Genomic DNA, 15,351 nt, shown 5'->3' with positions numbered 1-15,351 from the left:
GGGCAAGTCGACGCTCATGCACTGCCTCGCCGGCCTGGACTCCGCGAGCGCGGGCCGGGTGTTCCTCGGGGACACGGAACTCACGGCGCTGCGCGTTGACGCCGCGGGCTCACAGGTTGAGCCGGATGCGTCAACGACCCCACCCCCCGGAGGGCGCGGTCGAGCGGTCAAGCGGTCAGACGGTCGAACGGGTCAGAGCGTGGCGGTGTCGATGACGAACCGGTAGCGCACGTCGGAGGCCAGGACGCGCTCGTAGGCCTCGTTGACCTTCTCGGCCGGGATGACCTCGACCTCGGAACCGATGCCGTGCTCGGCGCAGAAGTCGAGCATCTCCTGGGTCTCGGCGATCCCGCCGATGTTGGAACCGGCGAAGCTCTTGTTGCCGCCGACGACGGAGAACATCCGCAGGGACAGCGGCTTCTCCGGCAGGCCGACGTTCACCATGGCGCCGCGGACGGCGAGCAGCGACAGGTAGGCGTCGAAGTCGAGCATCGCGCTGACGGTGTTGACGATGAGGTCGAACTCCCCGCGCAGGGCCTTGAACGTGTCCGGGTCGGACGTCGCGTAGTAGTGGTCGGCTCCGAGGCGGAGGCCGTCCTCCTGCTTCTTCAGCGACTGCGACAGGACGGTCACCTCGGCGCCCATGGCGTGGGCGATCTTGACGGCCATGTGGCCGAGCCCGCCGAGGCCGACGACGGCGACCTTCTTGCCGGGGCCGGCGCCCCACTCCTTCAGCGGCGAGTAGGTCGTGATCCCCGCGCACAGCAGGGGCGCGGCCACGTCGAGGTCGATGCCCTCGGGGATCCCGCACACGAAACCCTCGGTGACGACGATCTCCTGGGAGTACCCGCCGTGGGTGGGCTTCCCGTCCTTGCCGACGCTGTTGTAGGTGCCGATCATGCCCTTGACGCAGAACTGCTCGTCACCGGCGAGGCAGTTCTTGCACTCACCGCAGGAGTCGACCATGCAGCCGACGCCGACGCGGTCGCCGACCTTGTACTTGGTGACCTCGGACCCGACCTCGGCGACGAGCCCGGCGATCTCGTGGCCCACGACGACGGGGTACGTCGCCGGGCCCCACTCGCTGCGGGCGGTGTGGATGTCGGAGTGGCAGATGCCGGCGAACTTGATGTCGATCTTGACGTCCTTGGGGCCGACGTCGCGACGCTCGACCTCGAAGGGCGTCAGCGGGTCGGTGGCGGACGTGGCGGCGTAGGCCTTGACGGTCGTGGGCACGTCGTCTCCCTGGTGCTCGATGGGTGTGGGGTCGTGCGCGCCGTTGCGCCTGCGACCACGCTAACCCGGGGCAACCTCCCCCGCCCCCCGGGGTCGTTGCACGCTCTACCAGAAGCGCTCACGGTCCGTGGCCCCCACGATGAAGGGGTGTGCAAAGCCACCCCGGGTGCCGACCTGGACCTGCCCGCGGACCTGAGCGCCGCGCGAGCGGCCCGGGCCTTCCTGCGTGACCGGGTCTGCCGGCACCACGGCGGGGACCTCCTCGACCGGGCGCTCCTCGCAGTCTCGGAGTTGACGGTCAACGCGGTCGAGCACGGTGCGCCGCCCGTCCACGCCCACGTGGACTGCCGGGACGGCGTCCTGCACCTCGAGGTCAGCGACGGCAGTCCCGCACTGCCGCAGCACACCTCGCCGGGTACTGCTGCGGAGTCCGGTCGAGGGGTCGGGCTCGTCGACGCGGTGTGCGACGAGTGGGGCGTGCGCCGGGAGGCACCCGGCAAGACCGTCTGGTGCGAACTGACGAGCTGAGCCGCGGGAGGACCGGCGGTCTCAACCGACGCGCACGGCCACGATGGCCACGTCGTCGTCGCTGCCGTCGGGCAGCATCCGTTCGAGCAGCGCGTCGCAGAAGGACTCGACGTCGTGGTCGGACAGGTCGCACACCACGGACCGCAGCTCGGCGAGCCGTTGCTCCATGGAGCGGTCGCGGCGTTCCACGAGACCGTCGGTGTAGAGGAGCAGCAGCGAGCCGGGGCCGAGGACGGACTCCTGCTGGTCGCGCTGCTGCCCGGCCCCGAGACCGAGGACGATGCCGTCGCCGTCCAGCATCCGGACGGTGCCGTCGGGTGCGGCGACGACGGGTGGCAGGTGGCCGGCGGTGCACCACCGCACACCGCGCGGGCCGGGTCCGACGTCGATCTGCAGCACGACGCTCGTGGCCAGCGTCGTGACGCCGAGGCCCTCGAGGAGTTCGTCGAGGCGACGGACGACCTCCGCCGGTTGCGCCGACCGGTCGTAGGCCAGGGCCCGGACGAGCGTGCGCAGCTGTCCCATCGCGGCGGCGGCCAGCACGTCGTGGCCCATGACGTCGCCGATGACGACGACGGTCGAACCGTCCGGCTGGGTGAACGCGTCGTACCAGTCGCCACCGACCTGCGCGGCCTCGGAGGCGGGGTGGTACCGCGTGGCCACGGACAGCCCCGGTGACGGGGTGGGAGGGGTCAACAGGCTGCGCTGCAACGTCTCCGACGACTGCCGCTGCTCGGCGTAGAGGCGGGCGTTCTCCAGCGCCACCCCCGCGCGGGCACCGAGGTCGGTGGCCGTGGAGAGGTCGTCGACCGTGAACGGCGGGCGGTCCGGCCCGGACAGCAAGGTGAGGGACCCGGTCACGGCGCCCCGGGCCCGCAGGGGGACGACGACCGCGCTGCCCAGCCCGAGCCGACGCAGCACGTCCGCCGTCTCCTGCGTCCCCGTCACCGTCTCGGCGTAGTCGTCGTCGAGGGAGACGAGGGTCGGGCCGAGGTCGCCCCGCAGGACCCGCATGGAGATGGAGTTGTCACCCAGGTCTGCGTGCAGCTCCTGGAAGCGGTCGGCGTCCTCGGCCATCGCGGGGTTCGCGTGCGAGGCGCGGATGTGCCGGGTGCGGCCCGAGGTGTCGAGCAGCGTCGCGAACGCCCACTCGGCGAACTCCGGCACCACGAGCGAGGGCAGCAGGTCCTGCGCGGCCCCGGGGTCGAGCACCTCGGACAACTGGTCGGTGACCCGGGACAGGAACTCCAGGCGGCGTCGGGCGTCGCGGGCGGAGGCGAGGGCCTCGTCGCGTTCGCGTTCGGCCCGCACCCGCAGCGTGACGTCGGACTGGACGCCGACGTAGTGGGTCACGTGCCCGGCGGAGTCGCGCACGGGCGAGATGACGACCTCGTTCCAGAAGGCCGTCCCGTCCTTGCGGTAGTTCAGGAGGAGTTCGGTGACCATCTCGCCCGTCTCGAGGGCGGTGCGGATGCGGTGCACCGCTTCCCGGTCGGTCTGCGGTCCCTGCAGGAAACGGCAGTTCGTGCCCAGGACCTCGCGTCCGTACCCGGTGACCTTCTCGAAGGCCGGGTTGACCCACACGAGCGGGTTGTCGGGCTGGTTGGGGTCGGAGATCGTGAACGACAGGTCGCTGGCCAGGACCGCGCGCGAGTGCAGCCGTTCCGCGGACTGCTGGGCGTCGCGGACCATCCCGGCCTCGCGCAGCGGCAGCAGGGCGACGAGCGCCAGGCTCGTGAGGGCGTCGACCGGGGCGTCGGTCAGCGGCAGTCCGATGACCCACAGCGCCTCGCGCACGTGGGACATGTCCGAGGAGCGGGCGGCGGTGACGCGCTCGCCGTGGACCGGTTCGCCGTGGGCGATGCGCGACAGCGGTGAGGCGTCGTTGGCGGGGTCGCTGATGTCGTGGCCGGTCGAGCTCTGCAGACCGGCCCGGCGGGACCACTCGTCGACCGGGCAGGGCAGCGTGACCCCGGGGGCGAGCTGTTCGGCCAGCGGGTTGGCGAAGAGGACGGTCGCGTCCTCGACGCGCACGAGCAGCACCGCCCCGGGCTGCCCGTGCAGCACCTCGGGCAGTCCCTCGCGCAGGGCGCCACCGGCCACGGCCGCGTTCGTCCCGTCCATCGCAACGACACTAGCCGCGGCGGGGGGCCCCCGCGACCACGCACGGGTCGGGCTCGAAGGACCCACCTCGGAGTGACCGTCCAGATCCCCTCCGTGAGCGCGTTCCCGCTGGTCAGGTGGTGTCGCTGCTCCGTCCGGTGAGTGCTGACGCGACCACTCCGACGGGTGTCGTCCGCGTGAACCGGGGCAGTGCACACTGTTCACGTGATCGCCTCGCACGACGAGTGGCTGGACGGCCTCGACGACGCTCTCCGCGACGAAGCCCTGCACTGCCTGCTGGTCGGCACCTACTCCCGCCGGCTCCTGGAGTCGCTGCGCCGGGACGGGCCGACGATCTCGCGCCGCGAGCGCGGTCTGGACGACCCCGAGAAGGCCCAGCCGGGGGATCCGCTCGGCGCCAACCTGCAGACGTTCCTGCGCGAGCGGCTCGTCACCCAGGCCCCCGAGCCGGCTCCGCTCTAGCCGGCCACCTCCAGGCCGCTCGCCACGTCCACCGGGCGACGGGACAGCCGCTCGACCTCCTCGGCGGGCACGGGCCGGGAGAACAGGTAGCCCTGCGCCTTGTCGCAGCCGAGCGAGCGCAGCAGTGCGACCTGGTCGGTCCGCTCGACACCCTCGGCGACCACCTCCAGGCCGAACGTGTGGGCGGCGTGCACCATGAGGCCCACGAGGGCCTCGTCCTGCGGGTTCGAGGACGCCAGGAAGCTGCGGTCGATCTTCACCGCGTCCAGCGGCAGTGTGCGGAACTGCTCGATCGAGGTGTAGCCCGTCCCGTAGTCGTCCAGGCTGATGGCGACCCCGAGGTCCCGCAGCGCGCGCAGGTTCGGCAGCACAGCCGTGCTGTCCAGGACGACCGTCTCGGTGGCCTCCACGACGAGGCACCGGGCGGGCACGGCCGACACCCGCAGGGCGTGCGCGACGTCCTCGACGAGCGTGACCTCGGCGAGGTGGCGCCCGGACACGTTGACCGCGATGCGGACGTCGTCCGCCACCGTCCCGTCGGCGCGCCAGCGCGCCAGCTGCTGAGTGGCCTCGAGGAGCACCCATCGCCCCACGTCGCAGATGAGGTCGCTGCGCTCGGCGACGGGGATGAAGGCGTCCGGGGGGACGAGACCGTGGCCGGGCCGGTGCCAGCGGATGAGCGCCTCGAACCCCGTCGTGCGGCCCGAGGCCAGCTCGAGGACGGGCTGGTGGTGCAGGACGAACTCGCCGGCCGCGAGCCCGTGCCGCACGGCGTCCTCGAGCTCGGCCTGCTCGGCCAGCTCGCTGCGCAACGCGTCGTCGAAGAACCAGGTCCGGGCCCCGCCGGTGGCCTTGGCGCGGGCGGCGGCGGTCACCGCCTCGTGCAGCAGCTCGGTGGCGGCCGCCTGCCGGCCGGCGGGTTCGACGGCGATGCCCACGCTGCACGTCAGGTCGAGGACGCGGCCGGCCGCCGTCACGGGGAAGCGGGACAACCGGGCGGCGACCTGCGCGAGCGCCCCCTCGTCCTCCACGTCCTCGACGACGACGACGAACTCGTCGCCGCCGAGCCGGCCCACGCGGTCCCCCGGGCGCACGACCCGCTCCACCTCCCGGGCCACCGCGCGCAGCACGTCGTCGCCGACGGTGTCCCCGTGGGCGTCGTTGACGCGGGCGAGGCCGTCGACGTCGACGACGAGCACGCCCGTCGTGCTCCCGGTGCGGTGGGCCCGGTCCTGCGTCTGCCGCAGCAGGTCCAGCGCCGTCGAGCGGTTCGGCAGGAGCGTGAGCGCGTCGTGAGCGGCGCGGTGGTCGACCTCGGCCCGCAGTCGCTCGGTGTGCTTGGCCCAGCGCAGCGCGGCGGAGATGGCGAGCTGGGTGCGGGTGGCGCCCAGGGCGATGACGAGGAGCGCGGCGAGGGCCGTGTCGAGCAGGTGGTGCCCCGTCATCCCCCAGGACTCCATCACCAGGACGCCGGGGATCGTCAGCATCGCGAGGACGAGCAGGACGAGGCGGCGCCGGCCCGTCGGGTCGGGCCGGACGTCGGGGTGGGCCACCGCGCGCATCGAGCGGTGCAGACCCGCGGCGCCCCACAGCAGGTAGGTGACCAGCCAGCAGGCCGAGTTCAGCAGCAGCAGGTGCCCGTCGCTGCCCCACAGCGCGAAGGTGACGTCACCGACCGGCAGGACGAGCGCGCCCAGGGCCAGCAGGCGCGAGGACAGGTTGTAGCCGCCGGACACGACCCCCAGCCGCACGACCAGGGCGAGCACGACGAGGTCGGCCAGCGGGTAGGAGAGGTCGGCGAGGCGGTGGACCAGCGGTGCGGTCGAGTCCTCCACCACCGGTTCGACGAGGAAGATCCACAGCGGCAGCGCCATGGCCACCGTCACGAGGCTCACGTCGAGGCGACCGCCCCGGTCCAGCCGCTGCCCCCGGGTGAGCAGGACCAGCGCGACGGCCTGCAGCGGGTACGCCGCGAGGTAGCAGACGTCCGCGACCGACGGGTAGGGCTCGACGTGCTGCCACGTCTGGAGCCAGCTGAAGACGGCGTCGCCCGTGGCCGAGCACAGCTGCCCGGCCGCGAGGAGGAGCCACGGCAGCCGCCGCGGCGGGCGGTGGACGAGCGCGCCGACGACGAGGGCGGCGGCCGAGGCGAGCGGCAGCACCTCGTAGACCACCGCCCGCAGGACGCCCACGGGCAGGGTCAGGCACCAGGCCACCAGGGTTCCCCCGAGCAGCAGGAACCCCAGCCACCACCGACGCATGGTCATGGTGTCGTCAGCTCTTCTAGAAGCTGTAGACGTCGGAGGCCGACGTCACCGGTTCGGCGGAGCCCCTGCCGGAGGAACTGCCGGGCAGTGTGCCGACGACGGTGGTGTCGCGGGTGCGCTTGCCCACGTACAGCGCCTCGTCCGCGGCCGCGACGACGGTGAGGGCGTCGGCACCCGGCACCCACTGGCAGACGCCGACGGTGCACGTCTGGCCGTCCGGGACGGCCGCGCGGATCCGGTCGACGACGGCCACGGCGTCGGCGGCCGAGCAGTCCGGGAGCACGAGGGCGAACTCCTCGCCGCCCCAGCGGGCCAGGGTGTCGACCTCGCGCAGCTGCGCCGCCGCGGCCTTCGTGAAGGCCCGCAGCAGCTCGTCGCCGGCCAGGTGGCCGCGGGTGTCGTTGTAGCGCTTGAAGTGGTCGAGGTCGAGCAGCGCGAACGTCAGCGGGGTCCGCGACCGGGTGGCGCGGGCGATCTCCTGGCGGGCCAGCTCGTCCCACCGGCGCCGGTTGACGACCCCCGTCAGCGGGTCGTGGTCGGCGGCTTCGGACAGCTGCGCCAGGACGTCGGCGCGGCTGAACGCGTGCGCCGCCTCGGCCGCGAGCCCGGTGAGGATCGCCGCGGTCGTGGGGTCCAGCCGGGCCAGGCGCTCGTGCCAGACGACGCACAGCACGCCCACGACGTGACCGTCACCGGCCACGACGGGCTGCCAGGCACCGGAGACCTGGTCACCGGCCGCGGCCAGCTGCGGGCTGGCCTGGGGGTGCATCGCGACGTCGGAGACGAAGACCGGTTCGCAGAACAGGTAGCTGGACAGGGTCAGGCTCGTGTCCCGGCGGAGGTCGAGGTGCAGTGCGAAATCTTCCGGCATCCCCGTCGCGGCCGTCGCGACGAGGTGTCCCTCGCCGTCGGGCTGGGCCAGGAAGGCGGCCTGCGCGCCCGCGATCTCGACGGCGGCGTCGCAGACGGCCTGCCGCGGGTCCTCCGCGGTGAGCACGGCCCGTGAGGCGACCGCGAGGCGTTCGACCCGGCCGGCGTGCAGTTCCAGCTGGGCGTTGGCGCGCGCGAGCGCCTCCTCGCGGGCGCGGACCTCGCTGAGGTCGTGCATGGCGACGACGGCGCCGAGGACGGTCCCCGCCTCGTCGGTGACGGTGCGGCCGGTGCAGACCACGGGCACCGACCCCGCGCCGGGGCGGGCGATGACGATCTCCGCACCGCTCACGCTGCCCTCGGCGAGGGTGCGCAGCAACGGGACCTGCGCCGCCGTCAGCGGGGTCACGCCGTCCGGGCCGTAGAGGTGGTAGTTGTCGGCGTGGTCCGTCGGGTCGAGGCTGTCGTCGGCGTCGAGACCGTGCCAGGCGCGGGCCAGGTCGTTGAACAGCAGGAGGCGACCGTGGGGGTCGGCGACGACGATGCCGGACCCGACGCTCGCGAGGACGGCGTCGGAGAACCGGGCGTTGCGTTCGGCCTCGCTGCGGTCCCGCTGGGCCTGCTCGCTCGCCGCGGACAGGCGGGCGAGGAGTTCGGCGCGTTCGTCGCGGCCGACCGCCAGCGCCATCCCGAGGACCGCGACGAAACCCACGTGCACCTGCACGACGAGGGCGCGGGTGGCGAGGTCGTCGATCCCGGCGAAGGGGCCGATGCCCTGGAACGTCCCGACGACGGTGATCGCGGCGACGACCAGGTTCGTCGCGACGACGATCGTGGTGTCGAAGCGCAGGGCCAACCAGATCGTCGCGGCCAGCGGCAGGAAGGACAGGGGGATCCCGGCCGGGCCCCAGAACACGCCGGCGTAGGCGGCGCAGGAGAGCGCGACCGCGGCCGCGAGTTCCAGCCGCCCGCGCGACGTCCGGGGTCGCGCCACGGGGACGCGCGCCTCGAGGCGCAGCGCGACGGGGGCGACGAGGAGGAGGCCGGCGAAGTTCCGGGTGAACCAGACCGCGGCGCCGACCCAGCTGGGTTCCGCGCCGACCGCGGCGACGGTGAGCGTCCCGCCGAGGGAACCCACACCGCAGGCGATCGCGGTCGTCCCCAGCAGGACCGCGAGCTGGCGGGTGCCCAACCCGGCCCCGGGGGAGAACCACCGGCGGCGAAGGCCGGCGAACAGCAGCGCCTGGCCCAGGTTCGTCACGACGAAACCCACCAGGAGCACGGGGCCGGCCCCCGTGAGGGCGTTGACGGCGACCGTCACGCTCGCCAGGAGGACGGCGTCGAGCCAGCGGTGGCGCGTACCGCAGAACCAGGCGGCGGCCACACCCGCGGCGGGCCACACGAGGCTCAGGCTGGTGCCGTCGAGGATCGTGAGGCGGCCCAGGAACACCGCCACGGCGAAGAGGGCCGTGAACGTCAGGCTCCGGACCGGCAGGGCCGCGCGGGCCGTCACGAGGCCGGCAGGTGGGTTCACCGGGAAGTTGTCGGCACCGCCGAACCCCTGGAACAGTCTAGAAGTCCCGACCTGCTACGCGCCGTCGGCCACGAGGCGGGCAGGCGTCGGGTACACGCGGGTCAGCTGCTCGCCGAGGAGTTCGCGCGGGACGGCGGGGGAGTACAGCCAGCCCTGCCCGAGGGGAGCGGAGATGAAACGGCAGATCTCCGCCTGCTGCTCCGTCTCCACCCCCTCGACGATCACGGTCAACCCGAGGCGGGTGGCGAGGTCGACGACGCACGTCACGACCGACTGCCCGTTGAGGTCGTCGGTGAGGGACTGCGTCAGGGACCGGTCGATCTTCAGGACGTGGACGGGCAGCCGCCCGAGGTAGCCGAACGCGGAGTAGCCCGTCCCGAAGTCGTCGATCGCGATGCGGCACCCGAGGCCCGCGAGTTCGGTGACGACGCGTTCGGCGGGGGAGTCCTCGTCGAGGAACACCGACTCGGTGAGTTCGAGCGTCAGCAGGTGCGGGGCGAGCTGGTACTGATCGAGGAGTTCCACGACGATGTCCGCGAAACCCGGGGACTGCAGCTGCACGACCGACACGTTGACGGCCAGCCCGACACCCACGGAGAACACCCCCGCCTCGAAGGCCGACCGGACGGCCGACCGCAGGACGTGCTCGCCGAGGGCGACGACGAGGTTGGACTCCTCGGCGACGGCGATGAACTCCACCGGGGAGATCTTGCCGAGCACGGGGTCGTCCCACCGGGCGAGGGCTTCGAACTTGTCGACGCGGCCCGTCGTGAAGGACACGATCGGCTGGAAGTGGACGTCCACGCACCCCTCGCGGATGGCCTCGTGCAACCGGTCGCGCAGGAGGCTGCGCCGCGCGTGCTCGGCGGCCACCGACCCGGAGAACACCGAGACGATCCCCGAGCCGAGGTGCTTGGCGTCGCGCAGGGCGATGTCGGCCTGGACGAACGGCTTCATGACGTCGCCGGCGTCGTACTCCTCGCCGAAGGGGCAGCTGGCGATGCCGGCCACCCCGGTCAGCGGGAACCGGGCGGCGCCGGGGACCGCCGCGGGGGCGGCCGTGACGGCCGCGACCACGCGTTCGGCGTGCCGCACCACCTGGGCCGGCTCGCCGGGCAGGACGACGGCGATCTCGTCGCCCGCCGTCCGGTACGCCTGGCCGCCGAGCTCGTCGGCGACGGCGCCGACCTCGCGCGCGGCGGCGGCGATGACGGCGTCGCCCGCGCTGACCCCGAGGACGTCGTTGACGTCGTCGAGTCCCACGAGTTCGACGAGGACGAGGGAGGAGGCGCGGTCGGGTTCGGTGAGCGCGCGCTCGAGCAGGGCGCGGTTCCCGAGGCCCGTGAGGCTGTCGTGCAGGGCCTGGAACGTCAGGTGGGCGGTGGTCCGGTCGATCGAGCGCGCGGTCGCGGCGTGCCGGATCGTGAACGTCACGAGGACCGTGATGTAGAGCCCGTAGAGGACCGAGTCGGCGCGCGGGTCGATCACGAGCAGCACGAGGTCGACGAGCAGGATCGGACCCGGCACGAGGGAGGCGGTCTCGAGGCGGCGAGCGGCCCGCTCGGCGGCCTGGCCCCCATGCCGCACGACGCCGTCGCGCGGCAGGCACAGCAGACCGACGCCACCACCGACGGCGGCGACCGCGCACGCCGCGTACGCGACGACGGCCTCGTGGTGGAAGCACACGGCGGCGAGCGCCGTGCCGACGCCGTTCACCGTGAGGCCGACGGCGGCCATCCGCAGGCGCGGCTGCTCGACGGCGAGCGCGATGGCCGAGCAGGCGACGAGCGAGCCCACGACGAGGACGACGACGACCGCCGCGGACCAGCCCGCCGGTCCGTGGTGGCCCGTGCGCGCGAAGGCGTCCCAGCCGGCCGTGGCCAGGGCGCTGCCGAGCATGAGGGCGTCGACGACGAGCGGTGGGTCGTCGCTGCCGGCCCGAGCCCGCACGAGCAGCTGCAGCAGGACGCAGAGGAGGCCGAGCTCGCCGAACGCGAAGGCCAGCGGTGACATCGGGAAGGGGCCGAGGGTCGTCGTGGGGAAGAGGCCCGCGGCGAGGGCCCCGAGGCCCCACAACGTCGCGGCTCCGAGGTACTTGTGGGAGTTGTGCCCCTTGTAGAGGGTGATGAGGGCCACGGCCGTGGCCGCGATGGCCGCGACGCCCGTCACCGCGAAGGGGGCCCGCACGCTGCCCGGCAGCTGCGCGGCGAGGGCCGTGAGACCGCCCGCGAGCGCCAGCAGCCCCAGTCCGCCGCCGACGCGACCCGCGGTGGGGCGCGTCGGAGCGAGCGGGGAGGCCATGGAGGAGGCATCGGCTGCCCCCGGGGTGGACTTGACCACTCTCCCGGTGCGGGAGGATGGGCCCCGCACGGTCTCGATCAGCTGGAAGTGGTGGGTGCAGTGGCCAAGGGCAAGGTCCGTTCGTACGACGAGGAGCGCGGGTTCGGCTTCATCCGGAGCCCCGAAGCGCCCGACGACGTCTTCTTCCACTTCAAGGACGTCGTCGGTGGCACCGACGACGGGCCGATGGAAGGTGCCCTCGTCGAGTTCACCCTCGGTGAGGGCGAGCGCGGTCCGAAGGCGTCCGACGTGAAGGTGGAGTCCCGCCGCAGCGGCCCGCCGCCGGAGCAGCGCCGCCCCGCGGCGTCCTCCTCCGCGCAGCGTCCCGTCTCGCTGCGCGAGTTCCGCCGCGAGGTGACCGAGATCCTGCTGAGCGTCGACGGGATCGGGTCGACCCAGGTCCGCGCCGTGCGTGACTTCCTGTCCGACTACGGGCTGGACCGCGGGTTCGTGGTGGAGGACACCCGCCGCTGACGGCTCGACCGGAACGTTCCGACCCGCTCGCAGCGTCGCGACGGGTCGGGACGTACCGGTCCACGGCTGTCCACAGGGACGGAGCGTGACTGCGCCTCCGCCCGGCATCCTGCGCCGGTGCGCAGCGAGGTTCCCGAGGTCCTGGCTGGGACGGCCCTGCGCCGTGGTGACCTCCTCCGCCGTGGGGTGACGGACAGCCGGTTGCGGTCCCGGGCCGTGCGCCGTCCCTTCCGGGGTGTGCACGCCGACGCCGGGGTGGAGCCGGGGGTGCTGCGGCGCATCGGGGACGTCGTCCCGCTGTTGCCGCCCGGTGGTGTCGTCGGCGGCTGGGCCGCGGCCTGGCTGCACGGGGCGCGCTGGTTCGACGGCCGTTGCGGCGGTCAGGAACTCCCCGTCCTCGTCTGCCTGCCGGCGGCGGGGCGGATGCGGCCCCGCCCGGGGGTGCGCGTGCTGCGCTCGGAGCTGCGGGACGACGACGTCACCGAGGTGGCCGGCGTGCCCGTGACGAGCGCCGTCCGCACGGGACTGGACCTGGCTCGGCTGTCGGACGTCCCCCGGCGCGGTGTCGTCGCGGTGGACGCCCTGTGGGCGGCGGGTGCGACGACGGGACCGGCGGTCCTGGCCCACCTCGAGGAGCGGCCCCGGCTGAGGGGAGCGCCGGTCGCGCGGGCCGCGGCAGGTCTGGCGGTGCCGGGCGTCCGTTCTCCGAAGGAGACGGAGCTCCGGATGCTCTGGGTCTTCGACGCCGGACTGCCCATCCCGCTCGTCAACCACCGTCTCGTCGACCTCGCGGGTCGCCACCTGGGGACCCCCGACCTGCTCGACGAGGAGGCCGGGCTCGTCGGTGAGTTCGACGGCGGTGACCACCTCGCGCTCGAGGTCAGCACGGTCGACCACGTCCGGCAGGAGGGGCTCGAGCGCCACGGCCTCGTGGTGGCCCGCTTCACCTCCGTCGACGTGCGCCCCGCCCACGTGCGGCGGACGGTGTGGCGGTTGCGCGACGCCCGGACGCGGGGACTCGCACGGGTTGGCCCGCGGTCCTGGCGCGTCGTCCCTTGACCGGTACGTCCCGACCCGCTCACGTCGATCGGGTGGGTCGGAACGTTCCCATCGCGCCGTCCGCCGCCGGCGCGCGGTGAGGGTCAGCGCACGGGCTCGGGCGAGACGGGGTACTCGCGTTCGAGCTCGGCGACGATCCGGTCGGACGTGACGGCCGCCGAGTACAGCCACCCCTGGCCGAGGCCGGCGCGCATCGAGCGGCAGATCGCGGCTTCCTCGTCCGTCTCCACGCCCTCGACGACGACGGTCAGCCCGAGGTTGTTCGCGAGGTCGACGACGGCGGAGACGACGGACCGGCCGTTGCCCTCGCCCGTGAGGGACTGCGTGAGGGAGCGGTCGATCTTCAGGACGTGCACGGGCAGCCGGTCGAGGTAGCCGAAGGCGGAGTAGCCGGTGCCGAAGTCGTCGATGGCGATCTGGCAGCCCAGCCGGGCGAGGTCGGTGACGACGCGTTCGGCGGGGGAGTCGGAGTCGAGGAAGACCGACTCGGTGAGTTCGAGGGTCAGCAGGTGCGGCGGGATCCGGTAGTCGGTGAGGATCTCGCGGACGACGTCGGCGAAGCCGGGCGACTGCAGCTGCACCACCGAGACGTTGACGGCCAGCCGTACGCCGGAGTCGAAGACCCCCGCGCTGTGGGCCGAGCTGACGGCCCGGCGCAGGACGTGCTCCCCGAGCGCGACGACGAGGTTGGACTCCTCGGCGACGGCGACGAACTCCACGGGGGAGACCCGGCCGAGCTCGCGGTCGTCCCAGCGGGCGAGGGCTTCGAACTTCACGACCCGGCCGGTGGAGAAGTCGACGATGGGCTGGAAGTGCACGTCGATGCAGCCGCCGGTGATGGCCGAGGCGAGGCGCTCGCGGACGAGGAGTCGGCGGGCGTGCTGGGCGGCGACGGCGCCGGAGTAGACCGAGTAGCCGAGCAGGCCGGGGTTGGCGCGGGCGTCGCGCAGGGCGAGGTCGGCGTGGACGAGGGGCAGCGTGGCGTCGCCGCCGGCGCGGGCTCCGGGGTCGACGCGCGCGACGCCGGCGACGGCCTCGACGGGGAAGCGACCGGCCCCGTCGACCTGGACGGGGGCGGCGCTGACGGCGTGGAAGACGTGCGGCAGGTGCCGGACGGTCTCCTCGGGGCTGCCGGGCAGCAGCACCGCGAACTCGTCGTGGCGGACGCGGTAGGTCGTCCCGCCGAGGCTGTCGACGTGTTCGCGGAGGTTGGACGCCGCGGCCCGCAGGACCTCCTCGCCCACGAGGACACCGAGGACGTCGGTGACGTCGTCGTGGCCGCTGACCTCCAGGATGACGAGGGACTGGGTGCGGTCGGGTTCGACGAGGGCGTCGGCGAGGGCGGAGCGGTTCTGCAGGCCCGTGAGCTGGTCGTGCCGGGCCTGGAAGGACAGCGTCGACCGGGTGCGGTCGATGGCGCGGGCCGTGGCGGCCTGGCGGACCGCGGCCGCGACGATCACGGTCCCGAACCAGACGAACAGCACGCCGTCCGCGCGCGGTGCGGTGATGTTCAGGACGACGTCGGCGAGCATCGCGAGCCCGGGGAGGGCGACGGCCACCCGCAGCCGGCGCGCGGCCTGGGTGACGGAGACGCCGCCGTGCCGGACGGGTCCCCCGCGGGGCTGGGAGGCGACCATGAGCGCGGCGCCGGCCACCGCCAGGAGCATGGCGACGTCGGCGGTGCCGTGGGAGGTGGCCGAGGTGACGGCCACGACCTCGGTGCCGAGCGCGCCGAGCCCCAGGCCGAGGCAGGCGGGGCGCAACCGGGCGTGCTCGATGCCGAGGACGGTCGCCGAGGCCGCGACGAAGGCCGCGAGGGCGATGACGAGGCAGACGCTCGCCTTCCACCACGCGTCGCCCGAGTACCCGGCGCGGGCGAAGCCGTCCCAGGCGAGCGCACCCATGACCGTGCCGAAGAGCGCGGCCTCGACGAGGAGCGGCTGGTCGTCGCCGGCGACGCGGGCGTGGCGGAGCTGCTGAGCCGCGACCACCGCGAGGCCGGTGAGGGAGAGCGCGTGCACGAGGACCGGGAAGGGGACCGGCCCGAGCGTGGCGGTCGGGAAGGCGCCCGCCAGGGCGGTGCCCGCGCCCCAGACGGTGCCGGCGGCGGTGTAGCGGACGACGCCCGCTCGTGACCCCTTGAGCGAGAGGAACGGGACGGCCGCGCAGAGCAGCAGCCAGGTCAACCCCGCGCTGAGCTCCACCGGGCGCGCTCCGTCCCACCGCGGCAGCGCGAGGAGCGCCACGGGGGCGGACACGGCGAGCACGGCGGCCGAGAGGGCCGAGCGCCAGGCGTGCCGGTGAAGCGTCATGGCCAAGGGTTCGGTCCGGCGGGGGGTCGGCTGGATGGGCCGAGTGCGTGAGAACGGGTCCCGAAGAGCTACAGGGGGAGGGATCCGTTCCGTGATCGCCGCCGTCACACACAGCGACGACCACCCGTAGGAGCCAGGTCGACCA

At 73.7% G+C, this 15,351-nt stretch carries 10 protein-coding genes and 1 pseudogene; 5 read left to right on the top strand and 6 right to left on the bottom strand.

Annotated features, from left to right (window positions below):
* A pseudogene (locus AB0637_RS03365) lies at positions 1 to 94 on the top strand (ABC transporter ATP-binding protein); the annotation flags it as partial.
* A 98-nt stretch (positions 95 to 192) separates the two neighbouring features.
* Here AB0637_RS03365 and AB0637_RS03360 read toward each other — a convergent pair.
* Positions 193 to 1,236, bottom strand: a complete 1,044-nt coding sequence (locus AB0637_RS03360; RefSeq protein ID WP_366169741.1) for an NAD(P)-dependent alcohol dehydrogenase — start codon at positions 1,234 to 1,236, stop codon at positions 193 to 195.
* A gap of 147 nt (positions 1,237 to 1,383) precedes the next feature.
* On the opposite strand from AB0637_RS03360, the gene AB0637_RS03355 reads away from it, so the two are divergent.
* Positions 1,384 to 1,764, top strand: a complete 381-nt coding sequence (locus tag AB0637_RS03355) for an ATP-binding protein (protein WP_366169740.1) — start codon at positions 1,384 to 1,386, stop codon at positions 1,762 to 1,764.
* Positions 1,765 to 1,785: 21 nt separating this feature from the next.
* Here the strand turns inward: AB0637_RS03355 and AB0637_RS03350 are convergent, their stop codons facing one another.
* Positions 1,786 to 3,888, bottom strand: coding sequence for a SpoIIE family protein phosphatase (locus tag AB0637_RS03350; protein ID WP_366169739.1), 2,103 nt, complete (start codon positions 3,886 to 3,888; stop codon positions 1,786 to 1,788).
* 204 nt (positions 3,889 to 4,092) lie between these two features.
* Between AB0637_RS03350 and AB0637_RS03345 the strand changes: the two genes are divergently transcribed.
* A complete protein-coding gene (locus AB0637_RS03345; RefSeq protein ID WP_366169738.1) occupies positions 4,093 to 4,350 on the top strand; it encodes a hypothetical protein in 258 nt (85 codons plus the stop codon).
* Here AB0637_RS03345 and AB0637_RS03340 read toward each other — a convergent pair.
* The 3 genes from AB0637_RS03340 to AB0637_RS03330 are packed head-to-tail and all read right to left on the bottom strand — an operon-like array spanning position 4,347 to position 11,322.
* Positions 4,347 to 6,617 (bottom strand): bifunctional diguanylate cyclase/phosphodiesterase, encoded by a 2,271-nt coding sequence (locus AB0637_RS03340; protein WP_366169737.1) that lies wholly within the window; start codon positions 6,615 to 6,617, stop codon positions 4,347 to 4,349. The two genes, AB0637_RS03345 and AB0637_RS03340, sit on opposite strands and share 4 nt — an antisense overlap.
* A gap of 16 nt (positions 6,618 to 6,633) precedes the next feature.
* Positions 6,634 to 9,021 carry a diguanylate cyclase gene (locus tag AB0637_RS03335; RefSeq protein ID WP_366169736.1) on the bottom strand — a complete coding sequence of 796 codons (2,388 nt, stop codon included), beginning with the start codon at positions 9,019 to 9,021 and terminating at the stop codon, positions 6,634 to 6,636.
* 54 nt (positions 9,022 to 9,075) lie between these two features.
* On the bottom strand, positions 9,076 to 11,322 hold the full coding sequence (locus AB0637_RS03330) for a bifunctional diguanylate cyclase/phosphodiesterase (RefSeq protein ID WP_366169735.1): 2,247 nt from the start codon (positions 11,320 to 11,322) through the stop codon (positions 9,076 to 9,078).
* Positions 11,323 to 11,421: 99 nt separating this feature from the next.
* On the opposite strand from AB0637_RS03330, the gene AB0637_RS03325 reads away from it, so the two are divergent.
* Together AB0637_RS03325 and AB0637_RS03320 are read left to right on the top strand one after the other, a co-directional pair.
* A complete protein-coding gene (locus AB0637_RS03325) occupies positions 11,422 to 11,835 on the top strand; it encodes a cold shock domain-containing protein (protein ID WP_366169734.1) in 414 nt (137 codons plus the stop codon).
* Positions 11,836 to 11,952: 117 nt separating this feature from the next.
* A complete protein-coding gene (locus AB0637_RS03320) occupies positions 11,953 to 12,894 on the top strand; it encodes a hypothetical protein (protein ID WP_366169733.1) in 942 nt (313 codons plus the stop codon).
* An 83-nt stretch (positions 12,895 to 12,977) separates the two neighbouring features.
* Here the strand turns inward: AB0637_RS03320 and AB0637_RS03315 are convergent, their stop codons facing one another.
* Positions 12,978 to 15,206: a bifunctional diguanylate cyclase/phosphodiesterase gene (locus AB0637_RS03315; RefSeq protein WP_366169732.1), complete on the bottom strand. Its 2,229-nt coding sequence runs from the start codon at positions 15,204 to 15,206 to the stop codon at positions 12,978 to 12,980.
* Positions 15,207 to 15,351 lie beyond the last annotated feature (145 nt).

The organism is Kineococcus sp. NPDC059986, from assembly GCF_040702905.1.
In the GTDB taxonomy this organism is placed as follows: Bacteria; Actinomycetota; Actinomycetes; order Actinomycetales; family Kineococcaceae; genus Kineococcus.
The sequence above is the reverse complement of the archived record's forward strand: the minus strand, read 5'-3'. Positions and strand labels throughout refer to the sequence as shown.

Coding starts and splice junctions, on each gene's coding strand:
- AB0637_RS03350 (WP_366169739.1), bottom strand. CDS start 3,888: ATGGACGGGACGAACGCGGCCGTGGCCGGTGGCGCCCTGCGCGAGGGA.
- AB0637_RS03340 (WP_366169737.1), bottom strand. CDS start 6,617: ATGACCATGCGTCGGTGGTGGCTGGGGTTCCTGCTGCTCGGGGGAACC.
- AB0637_RS03330 (WP_366169735.1), bottom strand. CDS start 11,322: ATGGCCTCCCCGCTCGCTCCGACGCGCCCCACCGCGGGTCGCGTCGGC.
- AB0637_RS03315 (WP_366169732.1), bottom strand. CDS start 15,206: ATGACGCTTCACCGGCACGCCTGGCGCTCGGCCCTCTCGGCCGCCGTG.